Raw genomic sequence first — 23,867 nt, forward strand, 5'->3', positions numbered from 1 at the left:
ATGGATTTCACGCGAGTATGGTCTTTCTCAATGGAGAAAATAATAATCGCTTACTACGTTCCTGTTTCGCCGCCTGGTATCCATTTGGTTCCAGCCAAAGGAACATTAGCCATTGCTGCTGCTTCTATAGTTAACGCCACCAAGTCTTCTCTTTCGAGGTGATGGACATTATTTTTTCCGCATGCCCTGGCAATAGTCGTAAGCTCCATGTTCAAGGTCTTTAAGTAATTCGTTAAACGTTTCGCGCCTATTTCCGGGCGTAGACGCTGTTCGAGAAGCCCGTCTTGAGTGGTGATACCCACAGGACACTGCCCAGTATGGCAATGATGGCAGTAACCTGGTTCTGTTCCGATGTTTATATAGTCCTGAATTGCTGGAATATGCTGTCCCTCAAAATCTATCCAACTCTCACTATTACAGCCCAATGCCATGAGCACACCTTGACCAATGGATACCGCATCTGCACCCATTGCCAAGGCCTTCGCAACGTCCGCCCCGGTTCTGATTCCCCCAGAGATGATTAACTGCACGGTCCCTTTCATATTCATGTCTTCGAGGGCATCCACTGCTTGCCGTAGGGCTGCAAGCGTCGGTATTCCCACATGTTCTATAAAGCAGGTTTGGGTTGCGGCAGTCCCTCCCTGCATGCCATCTAATACAATCACATCTGCGCCTGCATGCACGGCAAGCTTTACGTCATGAAACGTGCGTGTGGCCCCAACTTTGACATAAATCGGTTTTTCCCAGTCCGTAATTTCTCGCAATTCATGAATTTTGATGGTCAGGTCATCCGGTCCGGTCCAGTCAGGATGCCGCGAGGCAGAACGTTGGTCGACACCCGCTGGCAATGTCCGCATTTGTGCTACACGCGGGTTTACTTTTTGCCCCAAGAGCATGCCACCGCCACCAGGTTTGGCTCCTTGACCGATAACGACCTCAATAGCATCTGCCCTGCGCAAATCATCTGGATTAAATCCATAACGTGAGGGCAGGCATTGATAGACCAAGACTTTGGATGAATCGCGTTCCTCTGCTGTCATGCCACCATCTCCCGTGGTGGTCGAGGTACCCACCTCGCTTGCCGCTCGGCCCAAAGCTTCTTTCACATTTGCAGAGAGTGCACCAAAACTCATTCCGGCTACAGTAATGGGTATCTCTAACTCCACAGGCTTTGAGGCAAATCGAGTACCCAATATGGTTTTTGTCGCACACTTTTCACGATATCCTTCCAAGGGATAGCGGGTCATAGAAGCCCCGAGAAAGACCAGATCGTCGAAGTGGGGAAGCTTGCGTTTAGCACCCAAACCACGGATCTCGTAGAGACCATGCGTTGCGGCATGTTGGATATAGTCCAGCGTGCTTCGGTCATATCCCCAGGATTCCTCTTTGGAGATTCTTTTGTCGCCGTTATGACTTTCATTCATGATGTATTCCTCAGTATTCCTGGTGGGCATCGGCGTTCCAGTGGTACAAGCTTCGGGCTGAAGCGATGCGTTTAAAATCACTTGGCCGGTGCGTGCTATAACTTGTTCCTGCCTGGTTCAGTAAAGTTTCGAGTGCTTGATGATCGTCGGCTGTCATTTCTTCTACACGCGCATCGGCGCCCAAAGATTTGATATGTCCTTTCACGTACACTACAGCTTCATAAAGAGAGTCGCCCAACGCATCACCCGCATTTCCGCAAATCACGATGCGACCGGCCTGGGCCATAAACGCTGAGAAACTGCCTACGGATCCGCCCACGACGATGTCACCGCCTTTCAACGAAATTCCACAGCGTAAACCGGCGTCACCATCGATAATGAGAAGCCCACCGTGAGCGGAGGCACCTGCGGAGTTGGAGGCAAAACCACGTACATGTACCAGACCACTCATCATATTTTCGGCGACTCCTGTACCTGCATTGCCATCAACCAAGACGGATGCATGCTGATTCATTCCTGCAGCGTAATATCCTACATGCCCACGAATCTCCACTTCACAATTTACGTTTAGGCCAGCGGCAATATTGTGAGCGCCATCGGGATTTTCGATGGTGATTTTTGCTACCGTGCCATCCACAATTTCGTGATGAAGGAATTTATTGATCTCCCGAACTGAAGTAGTTTGCAGGTCAAATTTTATATTCTCCATACATACATCTCCTCTGGAGCCGGCTCAAAGATATGCGCATCCTGTATATCCGGCAGATGGGCCAATGATCGAAACTCCGAAGCGATCGCCACATAATCATCCGTCTCTGCCACAATAGCAGGCTTGCAAGCAAAGGGATCGCGGATCAAGGCAATCTGATTTGCTGTGCCCATGAGCAAAGTAAAAAACCCATCCAACTCGGTAAAACTTTTTTGTATGGCTTCTTCCAGAGTGTCCCCTTCACGCAGTCGCCATTCCAGAAATCGGCATGCCGCTTCCGTATCGTTATCCGTATCGAAGTGAATACCATGAGATTCCAGCATCCGACGAATACCATACGGGTTGGACAAGGATCCATTGTGCACCAGACAAAAGTCCTCTCCTGCTGTAAAAGGGTGCGCACGATCCGGAGAAACGGCAGACTCAGTAGCCATACGTGTGTGACCAACCAGATGGCTCCCCTGTAGCAGACCGAGTTGGTAGCGACTGGCTACTGCCGCCGGGCTTCCTACATCCTTAAATAAATCAATGCTACAACCAGTGGATAAGATATAAAGGGCTGGGTAATGTTCATGGATCCAATGTTTAACCGTTTCAGGGTCTCCTGTAAACGTCAATATGGCATGGTTGTCACCGTGCTGGATGGTGGATGAAATACCCAGGGTTTTCTCGGCATGATGTTGCATGCTGGTCCAATTAAAATCAGCGCCTTCTGTCTTCAATCCGGAATACAAGCTTACTTTGTGTTGGCCTGTAGGGAGTGGCGTAGAGAAGATCGCAAGGCCGGCAGAATCCGGGCCACGCTCGGTCATACCGATCAGCATAGGCACCATCCATTCTCCTAGATGGACACGAAGAGGCTCTTTTTTTATGAGTAATCCGACAATGCCGCACATGATAGTGTTCCCCTTACAAAGTATTCTATGAATGATTTACAAGCATAAACTCAGAAGAATTCCAGATAACTGGAGAGCTCCCAGTCGGAAACATGGCGCATATACTCCACCCATTCCATATGTTTTAGGGTTAGAAACTCTCCCGATACGGGACCAAGGGCTGACAACAGAATGTTATCTGCCTCAAGCGCCAATAACGCCTCATGCAAGTTTTGCGGCAAAATATTGATCCCTTCTCTTTTGAGATCTTCGGATGACCACTCATATAAATTAGCGTTCTTGGGTTCCCCCGGATCCAGAGCACGATCGATGCCGTCAATACCTGCAGCGATTACAGCGGCCGTGGCGAGGTAGGCGTTGCAAGCACCGTCGGGCAAACGTAGTTCCAGGCGTCCTCCAGGAATGCGCACCATTGAAGATCGATTGTTATCTCCATAACTGATGTAGGCGGGTGCCCAGGTCGCTCCAGTCAGTGAGCGCCCCACTACCAGACGCTTATAAGAGTTTACCGTGGGCGCGCAGATCGCTGCCAATGCGGGTGCATGCGCCAGTACGCCTCCCAAAAAATGATAAGCCATGGAAGAGAGTTGAAGCCCCCGGGGATCGCTGGCATCAGCGAAAAGATTTTTTTCTCCATCGCCGATAGACATGTGCATGTGCATACCATTCCCGGGTCGATTTGCAAAAGGCTTGGGCATGAATGAACAGATCAGACCCATTTCATGCGCAATTTCCGCAGCGGCCATTTTGAAAAAAGTAAACTGGTCGCAAGAAGTAAGACATTCGGTAAAGGTATAGTTGACTTCGAACTGCCCGTTCGCATCTTCGTGATCGATTTGATATACATCAATACCACTGGCGATCATGCTGTCCACCAGTTTCTCAAGGAACGCTCGGGAGCGAGATAATCCTTTGTAGTCATAACAGGGTTTTGGCAGTGCATCGCTGGGATCACAAGGTGAAATCGCACCATCTGGGCCACGACGCAACAAAGAAAACTCCGGTTCCAGGCCGGTGTAAAAGGTAAGTCCACGTTCTCTTAATCGTGCGATCTGTTTTTTTAAAACCACCCGAGTGTCATTGGGCCACGGTTTTTCATGTACATGTCCATCACAGACAATACGTGCGTAACCGGGCTGCCACGGTACTAGCGAAAGAGTTGAGAGGTCTCCAACCGCCATAAAGTCTGGTCCATGCGGCTCTATGCCTAATCCCCACACCGCAAACCCTGCAAATCCTGCCCCATTGCCGAGAATCGTCTCAAAATGCTTCACGGGAACCGATTTGGTTTTGGCTGTACCGTGAATATCAACGAACTGTGCAAGCACATATTTGATCTGATTTTCCGAGAGAAATTTTCGTGCAGCTTCAATATTCATGTGCCGTAACCTCCGCAGCATAGATTAAAATTCTTCCTGGCTGATTTACTGACAGGCACAATCTCTGCCAGAGCAAATCCGAGAGCCACCCAATTCGTTACCAATCCCCAGCAAGGTGTTCCACAAATAAAATCCATAGGTGTTATCTGCCCAAATCCGAAAGTGCGTGTGGGCTTGCTCCTGTTTGGGTAAGATAATCACACTCACGCCGATCATTGACGTGAGAATAATGGGTTGGGCCGTCAAATTCAGCGCCTCAAAATGCAGGCTACAAACCTGCCTGAGCAACTTGTCTACCTCAGTCCCACCGAGCTTGAATACGCAATCCTGGCGTAAAACAGGGTAAACAGAGGCTTCTCGCGGAAGATTTTTAGCCTTTTTAACAACATCTGCCGTACTTTCAATCAGGAATTCCGAATTACCCAAACGTAAAATCGTTGTTTCCGCCGTCATTACCCAACTGTTGGGGTTAGCTGGCACAGAGAAACCCTGTTTTTCCAGCCAATCGGCGGCTCCATGTCCTTTGCAACCAAAACGCGGTTGCAGGGAATGGTCAGCGATCCAGATCGCTGCATCCTGGTCAGTTTTAGTCATGACCCTGTCTACCGGGCGACTCTCGGCGGTATGGATGGGGCTCCACCTTTCAGCATCTACGCACATGCTGTCTCCTTCTGGCGTATTTGACCAGGATCGTAGAAGGGTAATGATGTTATCTGTGCAGTGACGAAATCACCGTTGCTCAGGCGAATTGCGAATGAGGCCGCAGACGCTGCCAAATCTGGGGTAACTAATGCCAGACCAATGTGGGCCTTTAATGTCTGACTATAGGCGATGCTGGTTACCCGTCCGGCAATTTCTCCAGCATGGATGATCAGGTGACACTCCTGCGGGGGGGATCCCGAGTATTCCTGTGATATTTGAAATCCAATCAATTGCTGTCGCAAAGATTTTTTGGAGAGAATTTGGAGGCTGCGCTTGCCAACGAAAAAGGGTTTATCCATTTTGATGGCCCATCCGAGACCTGCCTCATAGGGATTCGTGAGACCATCTGTATCCTGTCCGACAATCACATGTCCTTTTTCTAAGCGCAGGACGCGTTGTGCTTCCACACCGAAGGGTCGAATGTTAAAAGGGCGTCCTGCATCCAGGATTGCGTCCCAAAGGGTTATTCCATATTCAGCGGGCACATGAATTTCGTAGCCCCATTCGCCTACAAAACCCACCCGCATTAGTCGCGCGGGGATGCCGGCTACCATCCCTTCGCGAATGGCCAAATAGGGAAAAGACGCGCCAGAAAGATCTATTGCTGTAAGTTGTTGCAGGACTTCTCGGGATTTTGGGCCAGCAATATTCATGGCAGAGAAAGCACCAGTATGGTTAACGAGGCCACAATTCAAATGCCACATGGTATTGAGACGGCTCAACTCCCGATAAATCGAGGCGGCTCCGGAGGTCGTCGTGGTAAAGTAAAAATGGTCTTCAGCCAACCGTGCAATCACACCATCGTCAATGACCACTCCCGCCTCATCACACATAACGGCATAGCGCGTCATACCGACCTTCAAATTGGCATATTTTGACACGTAAACGCGCTCCAACAGCTCCACTGCTTGCGGCCCGAATACTTCGAGCTTCCCTAATGTGCCAACATCTATCAGGCCGACAGCATTTCGGACGGCTGCAACTTCTTCTTGAATACATACATTGCGATCGCAACCGGTCCGTGCGTAATATTCAGGACGCAGCCACTCGCCTGCGCGCATAAAAAATGCGTTAAGGGCGGCGTGGCGGGGATGCACGGGGGTCCGGCGTTCTGGATGAAATCCGCGTCCAGCCAAATGAGATAAGGGTACTGGATGAAAAAATGGACGGGCGGTAGTGGTACCTACAGCGTCCGGGCGCTGTCCCGTCAACCGTCCCAAAATACGCAGGGCATTCATATTGGAATGTTTGCCTTGGCTGGGGCCCATGCCATTCGTAGTGAAGCGCTTTAAGAGCTCAATGTTGTCAAAACCTTCCTGCACGGCATTTTCGAAATCCTTGAGCTGCAGATCTTCGTCAAAATCCACAAAATTTTTGCCTTGTGGATGAGAAACCATAGGCCAGGGAAAGCTCGGGCAAGTCATCCCAGGCGCAACATCCTCCTCTAGAACGCTTCCAAGTCCCAGGTAAGCGGCTGCGGCACTGCCGGCGCGCTGACCATCCCGGAATCGGGCATCCGGGTCATAGAGACCATTTACCCGGCCACAGGCAAAAATGCCGGGAGGCAGATCCTTTGGGACAAATTGCTCTAAGTTATCCGCATAATGCATCTGCGCATTGGCTTGGTAGAGAAGATTGGCGGCAGAGGCCCAACCCACACTCATAATAATTCCGTCACACTGAATTTCACGGGCGGTGGCTAAACCCGCCTTGCCATCCGAGAAAGATGCTATGCGAGCCGTGCCTACAACATGCCCACCTTTAACAGGAAGCGCCTCGTAAACACAGCAACTGGTGTATAGTGGGATCCCCTGATCGGTAAGTGATTTGGAAAAAGCATTTTGTGCAGACCACTCTGAGCGCATATCGACCACTGCAGCGATTACAACGCCGTGAGCCTTCAGATCCAGTGCCAGCCGATAGCCATCATCGTTAGCGATTAATACGACGGCCTTCTGCGCAGGCCGCACCGCGAAGCGATACATCAGGCGCTGCGCCGCAGATCCCAACATGACTCCCGGAAGATCGTTATTCCTGAACACTGCGGGCTGCTCAAAGGCACCGGTAGCAAACACCACAGACTTCGCACGTAACTTGGTCATCTTGTGCTCAGATACCAGTGCTAGCCAATGATCTGCGTAATAGCCGGCCACAGTCGTACTCGTAAGAACGCGAATTAACGGGTGTGCTTCGACCTTCTCTAAAAGCTGCTTTGTGGCATGCCAGAAACTTTGATCTTCACCCCGTTGATAATGTCCGCTCCCGCCACAGTGCGGGTTTTCATCAATGAGAAGGGTGTCTGCACCTTGCTCTGCAGCCGCCAGGGCGGCTGCAAGCCCGGAAGGACCCGCACCGATAACTGCCACCGAACAAAACTCGTAATCTTTCGGGGTAAATATTCGAGGTGTTTCGAGGTCGACTTTCCCCAAGCCCGTTATACTGCGGAACAATCTTTCCCAATGCGGGAAAAGCTTCTTACTGTGGAACGCTTTATAGTAAAAGCCGACCGGCAACAGCGATGAAAGATGATTCAATATTTTGTTTTGGTCTTTTTCAATCCCTCCAGTCGTATTCACCGCATTTAGCTGCATTCGGGGTGCAAGCGCAGTGGCGTCTGCACGGAGATTCAAGCGTTGATCCCATTGCACCATAACATTGACGTCATGATTCGCCAGTGACAAGATACCTCGTGGCCGATGATATTTGAAACTGCGCCCCAAGAGTCTTTGACCTGATGCCCAGAGTGCACTGGAAATAACATCTCCTTCAAAGCCCCAGAATGTTTTGCCTTCAAATATGAAAGAGATTGGCTTTTCACGATCAATCCATTCCCCTTCCACGGGAGGAAGTCGATAAGGTTGCAGCATCTACACGCCCTCCTCATACAAGTAAGTCTGAACTATCTGATCAGTAATGGTATTGCGTTCCACAATAAACCAGGTATTACTTGGAGTGTGGCACCACCACTCTTTTTTTATCCCTGCAACTCCATTTCGATTGAACACGTAGTCCGCCCATTCTTGATCTGTGCAAGTTTCAGGATCTGGAGAGACTCTTAGCTCTCCCCAATAAAAAAACTCGGAGACAGGACGTGATCCATGAATGGGACAAGCAATCATCTTCATAGAAAGGCCTCCATATCGCCTAATGCCCCACAGATGCCGCGCCTTTTTCACCAGTCAGCGCGTAAGAACGAAAGCGATCCAGGGAAAACTCACTAATTAGCGGATGGGTAGAATCAGTTGCTACCGTGTGTGCCATGGTTTTACCCGCAATGGGGGTTGCCTTGAACCCCCAAGTTCCCCAACCAGCATCCAGATAAAATCCCTCTACAGGGGTTTTCCCCATAATCGGGGCAAAATCTGGAGTCATATCGGCCATTCCAGCCCATTGGCGTACAATTTTTACGTGAGAGAGGAATGGGAAAAGTTCTAGAATATGTGCAGAAAGTCCTTCCGTGAAATCCAGTGTCGATCGGGTAGAATGCAGCTCATACGGATCTAGAGAAGCACCCAGAACGAGTTCTCCGCGAGCCGATTGGCTGATGTAAACATGTAAGCTGCCAGAGACAATGATGGGGTTTAGCCAAGGTTTTATCGGTTCGCTCACCATCGCCTGCAAAGGATGAATGTAAATTGGGCTTTGCAAATCCACCATATTCAGCAAGCGCGGCGTGGAGCCCGCTACGGCACATAAGACCTTCTCCGCATGAATAAATCCTCGGGACGTTTGAACACCGGAAACCTTGCCAGAACAGACTGATATTCCTGTCACCTCTGTTTTTTGGTGGATTTCGACGCCACGCTTGTCAGCTCCCCGACCATAACCCCAAGCTACTGCGTCATGTCGGGCAATGGCACCTGGTGCGTGGTAAAGTGCCCCAAGAACTGGCGCGTGGCCACCACAGGTCATATCCATCATAGGTAATTCGCGATGAATAAACTCTGGATCTACCAGTTCAGATTCCACTCCATAGTGCTTGTTGACTTCTGCACGCCATCGCATAGTGCGTAAAGCGGAATCTGTATGTGCCAGGGTGTAGTGGCCACGTCTGGAGTAGAAAAGATTTAAATCAAAATCTTCGGAGAGGTCTTCCCAAAGCTTGACCGATGCATCGTAAAAACGCACGCCCTCCGGGGTGATGTAATTTGACCTTATAATTGTGGTATTCCGCCCGGTGTTCCCACCGCCGATATATCCTTTTTCCAAGACGCATACATTATTGATTCCGTGATCGCGGGCGAGGTAATAGGCAGCTGCTAAGCCGTGTCCACCTGCACCGATAATGACCACATCATAGGAATTTTTAAGTTCGGCATGCGTCTGAAACATCCGACCATCGGGATGTTCTTGGGAGATTGCATATCGCATTAAACGCCAAGGCATGATGTCATTCCTTTATAAACGTTATCGAAAAACCACGGTCTTTGATCCATTCAGCAGGACTCTATCTTCCAGGTGATACCGTAGCCCACGGGCAAGAACTGACTTCTCAATATCGCGACCAGAGCGTACCAACTCTGAAGGTCCATTGGAGTGGTCTATACGAATCACATCCTGTTCTATGATTGGTCCCTGATCCAGTTCAGCGGTGACATAATGACAAGTGGCGCCAACAAGTTTGACGCCTTTATCGTAGGCTTGGTGGTAAGGCTTTGCCCCAACAAAACCAGGGAGAAAGCTGTGATGAATATTAATAATTTTTCCTGGATATCTTTCACACATCTCTGGTGTCAGTACTTGCATGTACCTTGCCAATACCATGACATCACCGTGGACTTTATCAAAGACATCAGCGACCTGATTGAAGGCCTGATTTTTTTGATTTGGATCTACTGGAATATGGTGGAAAGGTATACCATGCCATTCGACAAAGTTTCGGAAGGTCTGATGGTTTGAAATTACACAAGGAATATCAATGTGGAGTTCCCCAGCGCGCCATCTTCCTAACAAGTCATAAAGGCAGTGTCCCTGGTTCGAAACCATAAGTACAACACGTTTTTTAATGCTGGTAGTGGATATCTGCCAGTGCATTGCAAAATCCTGGGCAATCTCATGGAATGCGTTACGAAAAGTCTTCACATCAAAAGGGAGTGAGTCCGCCACAATCTGCTGACGCATGAAAAATCTATGGTGCTCAGGATCCGCATAATGATTAGCTTCGATGATCCACCCGCCATGACCCGCTATGAAGTTTGAAACCCGGGCAACAATGCCTACCTGATCTGGGCAGGACAGCGTCAATGTTAAGAAATCTTTAGAAATTTTATCAGCCATGGACGCTTCCTTAACCTTACCTAGACATTAGATTATCAGGATTGTTTCCTGATGGTCAAATTTTTATCATGAAAAGAACTTTCTTGCTATTCAATCATTGCTGATGTATCACTTCCGTCCATGAATATTAAAGATTCAGATCATGGTCTCGAGCGATATATCGGCACCACCATACGTGAGCTCAGAAATAAACAAGATCTCACTATCTCAGATGTGGCTGACTTGACTGGAATCAGCAAAGGGATGCTTTCCAAAATAGAAAACGCCCAAACAGCGATGAGTCTAGAAACCTTGTCCCGCCTCAGTAGAGCCCTTGGCGTTTCTCTTTCCGCCCTTTTTCGCAGTTATGATGTCCCCGATGGGGGGGCACAGTTGGTTAGGCAAGGTGAAGGCATGGAGGTGGTCCGACGCGGAACCAGACGCGGTCATACTTATCATCTCCTTGCCTATGATCAGGGTCCTAGCAAAAAATTCGAACCCTTTTTGATATCCATGAATGACAGGTCCGAGATTTTCCCAACATTTGAACACCCCGGCACGGAATTTATCCATATGCTGGATGGTATAATAGAGTATCGTCACGGCAAGAAAACCTACACGCTTAAGAAGGGAGATTCCCTTACGTTTCGTGGGGACATTCCCCATGGGCCTGAAAAATTAATCAAGCTACCCATTATATTTCTGTCGATTATATTTTATAGTTGAGTTGAAATTATTCGTTCTTCAAATCTCGACCTGCAGTTTTTTACAGGAGCGCGAATAAGAGGCGTTCATGCGCGCCGAATGTTGTTCATGAAACCGCTCTGAAGCGCGGCGGTTTTGGTGCAATGGCCAGGATGGTTTGCACTATATTGGTGCGATAAGTTTGAGAGCGCTGAACTCGCAGGCCAGTGTAACAACCATTTTGCCAATTTTATATACAGGCATGAAACCTGCTTGATAAATCTGGTAAGCAAGTTGAGTCCTTTGTCTTTGGAGATCTTGAATGGTGTTCGTAGACTATAACAGCGTAAATGGAGCCAAAAGTGATCATCTAATAAGCATGGCTTCGCAAATCAGTGAGCTCTATCCGCAACTGGGATCCATATACGAAATCCATTTTGTAACCAGCTCTGAAAATCACACCTACCGAATCCTTTCTGAGCAGGGCGACTTTGCAATGAGAGCCCAGCGGCCTGGGTATCATAGTCTGGAAGAAATAAACGCTGAACTTCAGTTTGTGGAAACGCTCTCTAATAGTAGTATCGCTACTGCCAAACCTGTAATGCGCACCGATGGTAATTTTGTATCCCATATGCAAACCCCTGAAGGGAGTCGGCTTGTCACTTTGTTTCACTGGGTAAATGGTCGACATCCAGAAGAAACTGAATTTTATGACACATATGGAAAAATGGGGAGCATCATGGGGCATATGCACCGCGTTTCTACCCAAATTAGTCATGATTACATAAAAAGACGGCCACGCTGGACGCTAGATGAAATCATTGGTTCTCACGCAGTTTGGGGAAGTTGGGACCATCCTGATTACATTGGACAATCGCAACGGCAGTTGATTTCGGACTTTCTAGCACTCTTCAAGTCTCAACTTGCTGAGTATGATTCGACGGGACGATGTGGATTAATACACGCCGATATGCGACCTACCAATGTGATTTTGAATGAAGGAGAAGTTATTACCATTGATTTTGATGACTGTTGCCACTCTTGGTATTTGTTTGATATTGCCGCAACAGTAAGCTTTCTAGAACATAGGCCAGATCTGCCAGAGTGGTTAAATCACTTTATTTCTCAGTATCGATACCAAAGTCCATTAAGCAAGCAAGAAGTTGATCTTTTGCCATTTTTTATCGGATTGCGTCGGGTACAACTTATGGCTTGGTATTTCTCGCATCGGGAAAGTGCATATGCTCAATCCCTTGGCGATACCTGGTTGTATCAGTCGTTCGATGTAATCTCTAATATCATGAACCACCAACTCAGCTTCATTCATTGAAAGGCAGAAATTTTTATGCTCAAACTGAATAGTTACGCTCTTGTCGACAGTGATAGTGCTCCTGATTTCATTAGACGCCGACGAAATACTTTAAGTCATAAATACGAGTTATTTTATCAGGAGCCCTTACTACCTGTTCAAGGAAGTGGTGCTTGGATAACGGATAGGAATGGACGACGATATCTTGATGCCTACAATAATGTAGTGTCTGTAGGGCATTCCAACCAGAGGGTGAATCAGGCCATCACTCAGCAATTATCTACTTTGTGTACTCATACGCGTTATGTGAATGATGAGCTTTGTCGGCTTTCCGAGCGACTCCAGAACAAACATCCTTATGGTGACTGGCGAAGTATCCTGACCTGCAGTGGTAGTGAAGCCAATGATCTTGGGATGCGTATTGCGATGGAGGTAACCGGAGGCAATGGTTTTATTGTATCTGAACATGCTTATCATGGCTTGACAGGTTTGACTCAAACATTGACAACATCCATGAGTGGTTATGCTGCCTTGGCAGATCGTTTGCAGATTTTCATATATCCGGTTCCTGTTCCTTGCTCCGCTGGTGAAGGTACTCATAGTTTTCTGAAAGGTATTGAGCAGTCGTTGGATACCATGGCTAAGCAAGGGGTACGTTTTGCTGGGGGTATTTTTGATTCATTTTTTACCAGTGATGGTCTGGCCATTAAGCCAGAAGGATTTCTCCGGCAAGCAGTAGAAATGATTCATAAACATGCTGGTATATTCATTGCCGATGAAGTGCAACCAGGATTTGGAAGATCTGGAACAAATTTCTGGGGTTTCCAGGTGCATGGTGTTGAACCGGATATCATCACTATGGGAAAACCTATGGGCAATGGATATCCTACTGCAGCTATTTTATTGCGGTCTCAGCTAGATGATTTTATTCCAGATAGTTATTTTAATACATTTGCAGGGAACAATGTAGCAGTAGCTGCAGCGCATGCTGTTTTGGATGAAATTGAAGAACGTGACCTAATGGGCAACGTTCGCACCCAAAGTCATATCATTGAAGAGGGTTTACGAAATTTGTCCGAACTATGCCCTGGGATAGCCGATATTCGAATTAAAGGGTTATCCGTGGCCGTAGATATAGTTACTGAAAAAGGGTTACCAGATTCTGTCAACAGTCTCCGTATTGTTGAAGCCATGAAAAAGCGCGGGGTGCTCATCAGTACCAGTGGAAAATCTGGAAATACTTTAAAAATTCGTCCATTGCTCATATACGACTCCGAAGAAAGCGAATTTCTTGTAAACCAATTAACGGACGCAGTTCTTACTACCTGGTGCTAAATATGGGACATAAAGCGCTATGTAAGTAATAGAGGATCGCTGGCAAATCTCAGAACGATCTAGTTAGAATCTAAGTACGTTAAAGGGTGGAACAGTCTCTATAAGGAAACGACATGTATTTCTATTCATCGGAGTGAATCCAATTCTGAAATGAGATCGTCGGTTGTCAGCTGACGGCAGTAACCTCGGTTATTTGCCAAGGAATTTCGGTGGCGTTGCTCAGTATGTGTTGCACATGCATCTGCGACCAGGGTAACCAGATAGCCATAGTCACATGCGTCACGAACGGTGGAATCAACACATTGATCTGTCAGAACGCCACAAACGATGAGCTGCTTCACTCCCAGATTACCGAGCACATAGTGGATGTTGGTTGAAATAAAAGGTGAGGACGACGTCTTTGGAATGATTATCTCATCTCCGATGGGAGCGATTTCATCCAGTACTTGTGCATCCCGCGATCCCTTCGGACAGAATAGGCCTGAAATTTTATAATCGAGTCCAATATCCCGGCCATTCAGCGTTGAGCTTTCGATCACTGTGTACATGACCTCAACCTTGGTTTCTCGACAGGTCCGAAGCAGACGTTGCATATTGGGCAACGCGCGTTCGCGCATTTCCTTGAAAAAGTAGCCGTAACGCGCTTCACGCTGTCCTGTGTCCAACTCTGCATATGCGCCACCGTTTTCAGTAGAGTAATGCTGCACGTCAACAAACATAAGCGCTGCCTCGCCCTTGCGCATAGGCACATCGCGTGAAATGCCAAAATCTTTCATATATCCTCCTGCAGTTTCATGGCGGTCGTTGGCAGCAGGTGAGCCAGGCGTTTCGCCCAAACATCCTGCTCGGTTTCCGTCGTCAATAAATCCTGACGGATCTCAATCAGTACATAGTCGAGTCCCCGGCTCTCGGCGTGAACTGGCACACCATAGTCCGTTTCGTCGCTCACTCGATAAGGCGCATTTTCAGCTACCGTAAGGCCTTCCTCAACGCGTAGGAGCTCTGCTAAATGTTTGGCAAATCGAGGCGTACGGTTATAGAGCACTGCCACATGCATTGGGCGGAGCTTCCCCTTAAAAATTGGTGTGAAGCTGTGCAAGGCGACATAAATTGTGTGTAGTCCTCTCTCTTTTCTTTGATGAATCTGCTCGGTAATTGTTTGGTGATAAGGATCGAAAATCGCCTTTCTTCGGGCTTGGCGATCCAAATTACTCAGATTGAGATTCCCGGGGATAAGGGTTGTTTCGGAGATTGTTGGAAAAGCATCTGGAAGGTTGGGTTGACGGTTACAATCAATGACTAGCCGCGAATAGTTTTGTAACACGGCGGTTGCGTTGAGTCTTTCGGAGAGTCTTTCGGCCACGTCCGCAATGCCAATATCCCAGGCAATGTGTCGGTAAAGTTCCGTCTTGCATAAACCGAGGTTCTCGAGTACACGCGGAATTTGGTTACCTGCGTGGTCGACGGTCAACAGAAAGGGACCGGGGGTTGTTTCAAGGAGAACGCGCACGGGGTTGGGTTCGTCGCTTTCGAGAAACATTAATAGACCTCAGCGTAACGCGTACAGATCTCTTCCGGTGTGGAGCCATCAAGAGCTATGATCTCCGCACGCTTAAATTCGAGATACGCTGCCATCGCTTCAGGTGACCACCAATCCGCAGCGGACTTGTCCTTTTCCAGAGCGTCGAGGGCATCCCCAAGAGTACGCGGTAGAAGGGGCGCAGCGCTGCTTTTGGTTGGCAGGTCTAGCTTGCGTTTCATGCCATCTAAACCAGCCCATACCAAAGCTCCCAGCGCGAGGTATGGGCAGCTCGATGCATCTGCCACACGGAATTCTACGTTGAATTGCTGTGCAGAACACTCTGGGGCAGTGGCAAACAATGGTGCAACACGCAATGCAGCTCCTCGGTCCTGCTGGCCGATATTGGTATAAACCGGTGCCCAGCGGTTGGGAGTCAACCGGTAATATGAAGCAACTGAAGGTGCACTGAACGCTGCAATTGCTGGCAAATGCTCAACCACCCCGGCGAAAAACGAGGCAGCTTCGGGAGCGAGGCCGAGTGGTGCGGCAGGGTCGTATGTCACAGGCGTATCCCCATCCCAAAGGCTTAAATGGATGTGCGTTCCATTGCCGATGCCGTTTGGCACAAGCATCGGGGCGAAAATTGCGCGCTTACCAACGCGCCAAGCAACTGCACGTGCCATCTCGCGTAGTACGACGGCCGCATCTGCGGCGCGAACGCCAACTTCTGGATGGACTGTTGCCTCGTATTGCCGTGGTCCATATTCGGGCAGAAAACTGTCAGGTTTGAACCCTGCAGTCCTTATTGCCCCCATCAGCATTTCTCCAAACTGGCCCTGGCGGCGGTAGGCATCAAGCGCATAAGTCGCGCCTGGCCTTTCCTCCACGCCAGCCAGTACGAATTCCTGTTCAAAACTAGCGACAAGACGCAAACCTAAGTCTTCGAGTTTTTTGAGGGCACGTATAAGGAAGGTTCTCGGACAGAAATCCCAGGGCGAGCCGTCAATGTTGGCGATGTCTCCCAAGTAGAAGCGTTCGGCCGTACCATCTTCGAACGGTACGTCTATTTTTAAATTTGGATCGGGGCGGATAAATAAATCACCCTCAGTGCCAAACGGTGTCGAGTAGATCGGCCCAAAACACGACATCATAATGTTGGAATGTGTGAAACCCACGCCCTTATGGAGGCGGCTGGCGAGATCTGCTTCGGGAAAGGCTTTACCGCGAACCAGTCCGGACCAGTCGCACACGCCAGAAAAAATGAGAGGTTCAATATCCATGAAATGTTTCTATCCTATTTGAACATTGATCAGTAAATCGACTCGGCGTTGTTCATAAGAGAAGCTTTCCAAACACACCGAACTTTAGTCATTTCTGCAGGCAGACAGAATGCACTGTGACATGGCTGCAGAGTCTGGTTGATTCTGCAGCCTCAGGTTCTTATTGACGCTATCACGATTGCCAGCGGACTGGTTTTGGCTGACCTTCCACTTACCCATCCAGCGGGTGACGAAAATTTCTATGCCCACCACCTGCTTGATGACCTGCTCCGTAAACTCGGGGGGTGCATCATCTACGTGCCACGGATGGGGGAAATTCTGCTCTTGCTGATCAGTCATAGCAACCATTTGCTGTCGTATCCACTCGGGATTATCTTTGACTTTTAGCTCACCGTAGGCATGGACTATGGTGTAATTCCACGTGGGCACTACTTTACCAGTTTCTGCCTTCGTGATGTACCAGGAAGGGCTGATGTAGTGCTGTGGCCCCTGAAAGATGACCAGCACGTCGCTGCGTAAATATCCTTCTCTCCATAACGGATTGGCACGTGCTACATGTCCTTGTAATACGATCTGCGATTCTTGGCCAAAGGTTAGATACAAGGGAATATGATTAGCCTCTAAGCCATCATTCCCCATGCTGACAATAGTTGCTAGAGGGTGAGACCTGATCATCTCCTGAATGATCTCTGGACGTTTTTCTGAAAAAGAATCTGGACAATACAAAGCGTTTACTCCTCTGTTGTGCGTCATGCACGGTTAAAAAAGCAAATTATGTGCCATGGCGTAAATGATAAATAAAAAACTTAACCGGTTGAAAAAATATCTATTGGCCAAGGGTTACAAGTTGTCTGGCATATAAGGTTTTGTTCTGATGTTTCACTATATAGGTGCGTCAATGTGATGATTGCACGTTTATGAGGCAGTCTCTGCACCAATTTGGAACAATTAGATATAATTTGATTTTCCGAAATTAATTTGCTGTACTAAGTAGTATCTTTTGCCATGCTGGCGCCAATATTGCTTGATTGCTTATGATATTCAGTTGGAATCTTATGGATGTTATGAGGGAAAATTAAAATGGCACTATCTGTCAAGTCAAACGGTAATTGTTATGCAACACTGTGGTGGCGCGTAATTCATAGATAAAGAGGAGAAGCTCAAATGTGTGGCATTGCAGGAAGAATCTTGGCTATACCTGGTTTTGTCGGGGCTGATCTCGTCGAATTAATCGATGCGCAGGCTCATCGCGGCTCAGACAGTACGGGCTTTGCTATTTATGGATCTCCACGTCAAAGTGGCTTTGTTGTCCGCGCTATGGGGTTTGATAGGACTAAGCTTGGACAAGACTTGGATGATTTCCAGTACATACTTCGTGAGCATGGTGCTGATTTTATCGAAAATCCAGTTTGGGATAGCAGCACTGACAAACATTACTCCGTACGGATGATCATTAGTGATCCAATCAGTATTCCGCGTTGGATCCAAGCGGCAGATATGATTTGCTCACGCCTAGAGGTGCAGTCAGTAGGTCGGGCGCTAGAAATCATTAAAGATGAAGGTGATGCGCTTGCCGTAGCGGAAAAACATCAAATCTATGGCATGACCGGTACGCATGGGCTGGGACATGCCCGCCTCGCTACTGAAAGTGCTGTTAAACCCAATGGCAGTCATCCCTTCTGGGCACGGCCATTTCCAGATACAGCCATCGTTCATAATGGCCAGATTACGGATTATTACAATTGGCGCCAACGCCTTGAGCGTCTGGGTTATCGTTTTTTGACACAGAACGATTCTGAATTAATTGCCGTATGGTTATCACATGAAATGAGTGCAGGTCTATCGCTCCAACAGGCCTTAGACAAATCGATTCATCAAATTGATGGCGTATTCACCTATATGATTGCAGATATTAATGGTATTTGTTTCGCGAAGGATCGGTTTGCCATTAAGCCCTTGGTAACCATTCAGGAAGCTGGATCTTTTTGTGCTGCCACTGAGGAGCAGGCATTACGTCGTATCTATCCAGAAGGTTCAAGGATCATCAATTACGATGGCCCAGCCATGACCGGGATATGGAGAAAAGAAGCATGGGCAGCATGAACAGTAGCTATGAGATTGAAGTTAAAAATCGATCAATTAAGGATATAAACGCTGAAATCCAGCAGTTGGCTAAACCTAATAGTAATTTGCGTATTACCTCAACACTATCAAGACATAATCTCGGCATTGGTCTACCTCCGGGAGTGACAATCAATTTCGAAGGTTCGGTTGGATATTATTGTGGCGGACTGAATACCGGTGCCACGGTGAATATAAAAGGTGAGGCGGGCTGGGGTGTAGGTGAAGGAATGAGCGCTGGACATATCACGGTCGATGGTTATGCAGGGATGTCGGCCGGAGCCGCCATGCGAGGTGGACTCATACACATTAAAGGTGATGCGGGCCCTCGTATTGGTGTAGCCATGAAGGGCGGAAATATCGTTGTTGAAGGCAAGATTGGATCGCAAGCTGGTTTTATGGCTCATGCAGGGAAAATCATCGTGCTTGGCGGAGCTGGAGTCTCATGCGCTGACGCGCTCTGGCAAGGTGAGTTGTGGGTTGCAGGCAACATAGAAGGGATGGGCGTTGACGCACAGGTGGTGGAGCCTACAGCAGAACAAATTAAAGAAGTTGATGAAATTCTTGCCCCATTAGGGCTCGCAGACGCTTCACGCAACTGGCGGCGGATCATCTCCGGTCGCCGACTTTGGTATTTTGAAAGTAGGGAGGCAAATGCATGGCTGATGATTTGAACAAAAACCACAAATACCCTTACCCTTTTCAAGAAGCCCCGGAGGATTTGGTTAAATTCGGCGATGGGGCAATTGAGGGCCGTCCTGCGGGTGTGCCCGCTTCATATGATGTTGGTGGTTCCCTGAGATGGACGCCAGAGGCCATTTCCGAAGTCCATGCACTAGCGCAATTAGGTCGCTATCAGGTACGTGGTTTTAATACCTTCAACAAGCGTTTCCCAACTTTCGACGATCTCACCTTCGTGCCGGCAACCATGACCCGTCTACCCCTTGAAGGTTATCGTGAGGGTTGTGAAACCACTACCATTTTGGGTGGTGGACGTGGACTCGTTGAAAAACCCATCGAACTTAAAATTCCAATTTACATTGCCTCAATGTCATTTGGGGCACTTTCGTCCAACGCCAAAGAAGCGCTGGGTCATGGAGCAAGCAAAGTTGGCACCATGACCTGCACTGGCGAGGGGGGCATGCTTGAGGAAGAACGTGCAGCATCTTCCATTTTAGTGTATCAAATGTCACCAGCGCGCTACGGGCTTGACCTTGATCATCTGCGCCGCGCTGATGGGCTTGAAATTGTAGTTGGTCAGGGAGCGAAACCCGGCACTGGCGGCTTACTTCTGGGTATGAAGGTGTCGGAGCGTGTCTCGAAAATGCGTACACTACCTGAAGGAGTAGATCAGCGGTCTACTGTAAGGCATCCCGACTGGTTAGGTGCCGACGATTTGGCCATCAAGATCGAAGAGTTGCGGATTGCCACCAACTACCAGGTACCAATATTTCTAAAAATGGGAGCAACTCGCCCCCGATACGACGTAGCTATTGCCGCTAAGGCAGGCGTAGACGTAGTGGTTGTAGATGGTGCCGAGGGTGGAACGGGCGCCTCCCCAGAAATGCTACTAAACCATACCGGTATTCCGACTATTTCAGCCATACGTGCAGCCCGGGAGGCTCTCGACGAATGCGGTATGACTGGCAAGGTATCACTTGTGGTTGCAGGTGGAATACGTTCTGGGGTCGATGTTGCCAAGTGCTTGGCACTAGGTGCAGACGCAGTAATGATTGGTAATGCGGCTATGATCGCTCTGGGATGTAATTCGCCACGCTATTTGGCGGACTACCAAAAACTTGGTACTAGCCCCGGTGCCTGTCATCACTGCCATACTGGCCTTTGTCCAGTTGGAGTGGCCACCCAGACACCTGAACTGGTTGCGCGTATGGATGTTGCAGCCGGGGCTGAACGTGTCGCTCGCTATCTTACGGCCATTACCATGGAGGTGACGGCGCTAGCGAAGGCCTGTGGTAAATCAAACGTTCACAATCTGGACATGGAGGATCTCCGTGCTCTTTCGTTTGAGGCGTCTGCCTTTACAGGGGTAAAGATGGCCGGCATTGACCGCGCCTTTGGTTGGTAGTGGCTTGATGCGCGCCTTAACCGAATGCTTTCATTATTTTTTTGAGGTGAATAATGAGCGAGAAACCAATATTTCCATTACCTGAAGGCACCCATACTATCGCCATGGGTTTGGGTGACATGAATGGTATTATGCGTGGTAAACGTTTTTCGGCTAGCCACTGGCCATCCGTTTGTAAAAGCGGTAACGCCATGTCAATTGCTGTTTTTGCCTTTGACATGACCTGTGACATCTGGGAAACCCCATATGTTAATTTTAGCAATGGCTATCCCGATATGCACATTTTTCCACTCACCCAGCCAGTTACCGTACCTTGGGAAGCTGGGGTAGCCTTCTGCCTCGGTTATGCCGAAGGGATGGATCATCAACCCGTACCACTGGATCCTCGAGAAGTATTGCTTAAGCAGGTAGCCCGCGCCAAAGCCATGGGACTGGAGATTATTTGTGGTACTGAGCTTGAATTCTACCTGCTGGACCCCAAAACAAGCTTGCCAATCGAGAGAGGCATCCAAGTTTATTCGTTGGCACGGGCGGCTGAGAACGAGTACGTTCTTGGACCAATTCGTCAGTTTATTAATGAGATGGGCATCCCCATCGAACAATCCAACCCCGAATATGCTGCTGGACAAGCAGAAGTAAATATCCGCTATACCGATGCAGTTACCGCTGCTGATCGAGTAATAATGTTCCGGAATCTCGTCAAGGAGCTAGCTATCACCAAAAACCTCAGAGCTACTTTCATGGCGAAACCTTTCATTGAACAATCCGGCAATGGATTTCATGTGCACTATTCGGTTTGGAAGGACGGAGTAAACCTGTTTGCCAATCATGGCAAGTTGAGCCCAATGGGCAAGAACTTTCTGGCTGGGGTACAGACCCGCATGATCGAAATGACCTTGGCTGGTTCTACTACACCAAATGCGATGCGTAGACGCCAACCATACACTTTTTGCCCAACAGCTGCTAACTGGGGCTATGATAATCGCACTGTGGGTTTGCGAGTGATTGAGGGAGAAGAGTCATCGGTCAGAATTGAAAAACGCGATGCTGCCGCCGATTGCAACCCCTATTATCTACTTGCCTGCGACATAGCAGCCGGATTAGATGGTATAGAGCAAAAACTGGAACCAACCTCACCTTGTATTGGTGATGGGTATGAACCAGGAAGAGAAGGGGCTGGACAACTTCCCACTCTCCTTGCAGATGCTGTGACCTTAGCAGAGCATTCTGAATTCATGAGAAAAGTATTTGGAGATCATCGTTTAAATATATGGTTACAACAGGCTCGCAGAGAAATAGAGTTCATCAATGATCAAGTCACACAAGTGGAACTTGACCGTTATATAAGAAGTTTTTGAAATGGCTATTCAGTATGCATGTTTATGCAGAAAACAAAAGAAAATATCAATAATTTTTATTGCATGGCGGCCATCGTCAACTTATAAATCAATCTCATGAATCTATATAGAAAAATACATACAGATACTATTTTACCAAAAGAGGTAGATGTAGTTGTTATTGGAGGTGGAATAATAGGTGCCAGTACAGCGCTTGAGCTGGTAGAAAAAGGTCTGCATGTAGCCCTTTGCGAGAAGGGAGAAATAGGGGCAGAACAGTCTAGTCGTAACTGGGGCTGGGTGCGTCGACAAGGTCGTACTAGTGAAGAAATTCCTTTAGCCATCCTTTCACGTGAACTTTGGAAAGGACTAGAGCAACGCATAGGTATTGATGTGGGTTACGTGGAAAGCGGGATACTCTATGTGGCAAGTAATGACAAGGAAATGACCGATTATGAAAAATGGTTCAATCAGACTCGATGCTTCGGATTGGAGAGCAGATTGATTGGAGCCAGTGAGGTTGCTGCGCTTCTACCTCAGTCAGGAAGAAAGTTTACCGGCGGGCTTTATACCGCTCAAGATGGCAGAGCTGAACCATCAGAAGCTACAGCTGCTATAGCTCAAGCAGCACGCTCAAAAGGGGCATTATTATTTCAAAACTGTGCAGTGCGAAGTATTGAAACCAAAGCAGGTCGGCTGAGTGGAGTGGTGACAGAACATGGTGTAATAAAAAGCAATGCAGCACTAATTGCTGGTGGAATATGGACGCGTTTATTTACAGGCAATCTAGGTATAAATTTTAAGCAGCTAGCAGTGCGCAGTACAGTTGCACGTATCGAACACGAAGGCCCTGCCCCACAATTGGCAGTAGGTGGCGATGATTTTGCTTTTAGAAAAAGGAAAGACGGAGGCTATTCCATTGCCGTTCGCAACGGTAATGTTGTCGAGTTAGAGTATGACCATTTACGTCTCGCAGCAGATTTTCTTCCTGCGTTTAAAAAATCAAGATCAGATTTGTCTGTACACTTGGGGCGAAATTTGGTGAGTAGCCTCACAGCCAAGCGACGTTGGAGAGATGATGATATTACGCCATTTGAGCGGAAGAGGATTAACAACTCAGCTCCCTATGTTAATCTCGCTGAACAGGCTCTGGCAAACCTTATTAAAGCTGTGCCAAGTTTTGCTGGGGCACGTGTCACAAGAGCTTGGTCAGGTATTATCGATGTAACGCCAAATTCACTTCCAGTCATCTCGGACTTGCCAATAAAAGGGCTATATATGGCGAGTGGATTTTCAGGGCATGGCTTCGGTATTAGTCTTGCAGCCGGGCGACTAGCAGCTGAGCTTATGATCAATAAATCACCCTGTGTGGACCCTTCACCGTTCCTATTCAAAAATTAATGTGCCTTATATGGATGCTTCCATTTGTGTGTCAAGCATCGATGCGGTCCCGTCTGTTATCATTTCTAGATTTCGCGCATCAAAATAGTGCGATCTTTATAATCGTCGCACCAAAAGAGTGTATATTGCTCTGCAATGACACTTTGGAGATTCTCGGAAAACCGCATTTCCCCAGAAATTGGTTTCATTAAATCAACAGTCTATATCCCACCATTCTGTAAAATAAAGAGTTTTTAGAAGTGCCCGTTGATATATCCATAGAGTGAGTACCCTAAAATGTTAAACAGCGTGCAAAAGTTGCCAGAATTGGGTGGAAAACAGCGTGTAAATTGACCACCTGATATCCTGCCGGATTTGCCGGGAGGAAACTGGAGTGATTTGCATGGAAACCATAGCCAAAGTGCGCCGTCTGTATCATCTGGACAA

The 23,867-nt window shown here is 48.1% G+C and carries 21 protein-coding genes; 8 read left to right on the forward strand and 13 right to left on the reverse strand.

Annotation, left to right across the window (positions count from 1 at the left end):
* Nucleotides 1-53: 53 nt before the first annotated feature.
* The 9 genes from BLW97_RS04525 to purU form a co-directional block, all read right to left on the reverse strand.
* On the reverse strand, nt 54-1,424 hold the full coding sequence (locus BLW97_RS04525) for an FMN-binding glutamate synthase family protein (protein WP_075322472.1): 1,371 nt from the start codon (nt 1,422-1,424) through the stop codon (nt 54-56).
* A 10-nt stretch (nt 1,425-1,434) separates the two neighbouring features.
* Complete coding sequence (locus tag BLW97_RS04530; protein WP_075322473.1) at nt 1,435-2,133, reverse strand: protein glxC; 699 nt, start codon at nt 2,131-2,133, stop codon at nt 1,435-1,437.
* Nucleotides 2,121-2,966: a class II glutamine amidotransferase domain-containing protein gene (locus BLW97_RS19740; protein ID WP_242947697.1), complete on the reverse strand. Its 846-nt coding sequence runs from the start codon at nt 2,964-2,966 to the stop codon at nt 2,121-2,123. Before BLW97_RS19740 ends, BLW97_RS04530 begins: the two co-directional genes overlap by 13 nt.
* Before the next feature lie 113 nt (nt 2,967-3,079).
* The gene (glnT, locus tag BLW97_RS04540; protein ID WP_075322475.1) at nt 3,080-4,408 is read right to left on the reverse strand and encodes a type III glutamate--ammonia ligase; all 1,329 of its coding nucleotides are present in this window, start codon (nt 4,406-4,408) and stop codon (nt 3,080-3,082) included.
* A gap of 45 nt (nt 4,409-4,453) precedes the next feature.
* Complete coding sequence (locus BLW97_RS04545) at nt 4,454-5,068, reverse strand: hypothetical protein (protein WP_077218223.1); 615 nt, start codon at nt 5,066-5,068, stop codon at nt 4,454-4,456.
* Nucleotides 5,059-7,977, reverse strand: a complete 2,919-nt coding sequence (locus BLW97_RS04550; RefSeq protein WP_075322476.1) for a 2Fe-2S iron-sulfur cluster-binding protein — start codon at nt 7,975-7,977, stop codon at nt 5,059-5,061. Before BLW97_RS04550 ends, BLW97_RS04545 begins: the two co-directional genes overlap by 10 nt.
* Nucleotides 7,978-8,235 carry a sarcosine oxidase subunit delta gene (locus tag BLW97_RS04555; RefSeq protein ID WP_075322477.1) on the reverse strand — a complete coding sequence of 86 codons (258 nt, stop codon included), beginning with the start codon at nt 8,233-8,235 and terminating at the stop codon, nt 7,978-7,980. It lies immediately after the preceding gene.
* Between the two features lie 19 nt (nt 8,236-8,254).
* Nucleotides 8,255-9,496: an FAD-dependent oxidoreductase gene (locus BLW97_RS04560; protein ID WP_075322478.1), complete on the reverse strand. Its 1,242-nt coding sequence runs from the start codon at nt 9,494-9,496 to the stop codon at nt 8,255-8,257.
* Nucleotides 9,497-9,517: 21 nt separating this feature from the next.
* Nucleotides 9,518-10,387: a formyltetrahydrofolate deformylase gene (purU, locus tag BLW97_RS04565; RefSeq protein WP_075322479.1), complete on the reverse strand. Its 870-nt coding sequence runs from the start codon at nt 10,385-10,387 to the stop codon at nt 9,518-9,520.
* Nucleotides 10,388-10,507: 120 nt separating this feature from the next.
* Between purU and BLW97_RS04570 the strand changes: the two genes are divergently transcribed.
* From BLW97_RS04570 to BLW97_RS04580, 3 genes are all read left to right on the forward strand, one after another.
* Nucleotides 10,508-11,092, forward strand: coding sequence for a helix-turn-helix domain-containing protein (locus BLW97_RS04570; RefSeq protein ID WP_075322480.1), 585 nt, complete (start codon nt 10,508-10,510; stop codon nt 11,090-11,092).
* A 280-nt stretch (nt 11,093-11,372) separates the two neighbouring features.
* The gene (locus BLW97_RS04575) at nt 11,373-12,380 is read left to right on the forward strand and encodes a phosphotransferase enzyme family protein (protein ID WP_075322481.1); all 1,008 of its coding nucleotides are present in this window, start codon (nt 11,373-11,375) and stop codon (nt 12,378-12,380) included.
* 15 nt (nt 12,381-12,395) lie between these two features.
* Nucleotides 12,396-13,694 (forward strand): aspartate aminotransferase family protein, encoded by a 1,299-nt coding sequence (locus BLW97_RS04580; protein WP_075322482.1) that lies wholly within the window; start codon nt 12,396-12,398, stop codon nt 13,692-13,694.
* Between the two features lie 125 nt (nt 13,695-13,819).
* Here the strand turns inward: BLW97_RS04580 and BLW97_RS04585 are convergent, their stop codons facing one another.
* The 4 genes from BLW97_RS04585 to BLW97_RS04600 all read right to left on the reverse strand — a co-directional run bounded on the left by BLW97_RS04585 (nt 13,820) and on the right by BLW97_RS04600 (nt 17,222).
* Complete coding sequence (locus tag BLW97_RS04585) at nt 13,820-14,470, reverse strand: cysteine hydrolase family protein (protein WP_075322483.1); 651 nt, start codon at nt 14,468-14,470, stop codon at nt 13,820-13,822.
* Nucleotides 14,467-15,234, reverse strand: a complete 768-nt coding sequence (locus BLW97_RS04590; RefSeq protein WP_075322484.1) for an N-formylglutamate amidohydrolase — start codon at nt 15,232-15,234, stop codon at nt 14,467-14,469. Before BLW97_RS04590 ends, BLW97_RS04585 begins: the two co-directional genes overlap by 4 nt.
* Entirely contained in the window at nt 15,234-16,496 is a 1,263-nt protein-coding gene (locus tag BLW97_RS04595) for a type I glutamate--ammonia ligase (protein ID WP_075322485.1), read from the reverse strand. The genes BLW97_RS04590 and BLW97_RS04595 overlap by 1 nt, the downstream gene beginning before the upstream one ends.
* An 84-nt stretch (nt 16,497-16,580) precedes the next feature.
* Nucleotides 16,581-17,222, reverse strand: a complete 642-nt coding sequence (locus BLW97_RS04600; RefSeq protein WP_075322486.1) for an FMN-binding negative transcriptional regulator — start codon at nt 17,220-17,222, stop codon at nt 16,581-16,583.
* Between the two features lie 438 nt (nt 17,223-17,660).
* On the opposite strand from BLW97_RS04600, the gene BLW97_RS04605 reads away from it, so the two are divergent.
* The 5 genes from BLW97_RS04605 (at nt 17,661) to BLW97_RS04625 (ending at nt 23,441) form a co-directional block, all read left to right on the forward strand.
* The gene (locus BLW97_RS04605) at nt 17,661-18,599 is read left to right on the forward strand and encodes a class II glutamine amidotransferase domain-containing protein (protein WP_075322487.1); all 939 of its coding nucleotides are present in this window, start codon (nt 17,661-17,663) and stop codon (nt 18,597-18,599) included.
* Entirely contained in the window at nt 18,587-19,291 is a 705-nt protein-coding gene (locus BLW97_RS04610; protein ID WP_158025122.1) for a GltB/FmdC/FwdC-like GXGXG domain-containing protein, read from the forward strand. The genes BLW97_RS04605 and BLW97_RS04610 overlap by 13 nt, the downstream gene beginning before the upstream one ends.
* The gene (locus BLW97_RS04615; RefSeq protein WP_077218228.1) at nt 19,276-20,703 is read left to right on the forward strand and encodes an FMN-binding glutamate synthase family protein; all 1,428 of its coding nucleotides are present in this window, start codon (nt 19,276-19,278) and stop codon (nt 20,701-20,703) included. The genes BLW97_RS04610 and BLW97_RS04615 overlap by 16 nt, the downstream gene beginning before the upstream one ends.
* A 53-nt stretch (nt 20,704-20,756) precedes the next feature.
* A complete protein-coding gene (locus BLW97_RS04620) occupies nt 20,757-22,061 on the forward strand; it encodes a glutamine synthetase family protein (RefSeq protein WP_075322488.1) in 1,305 nt (434 codons plus the stop codon).
* A 96-nt stretch (nt 22,062-22,157) separates the two neighbouring features.
* Nucleotides 22,158-23,441, forward strand: a complete 1,284-nt coding sequence (locus tag BLW97_RS04625) for an NAD(P)/FAD-dependent oxidoreductase (protein ID WP_075322489.1) — start codon at nt 22,158-22,160, stop codon at nt 23,439-23,441.
* Nucleotides 23,442-23,867: the final 426 nt, after the last annotated feature.

The sequence above is a fragment of the Acidithiobacillus albertensis genome, assembly GCF_001931655.1.
Classification (GTDB): domain Bacteria; phylum Pseudomonadota; class Gammaproteobacteria; order Acidithiobacillales; family Acidithiobacillaceae; genus Acidithiobacillus; species Acidithiobacillus thiooxidans.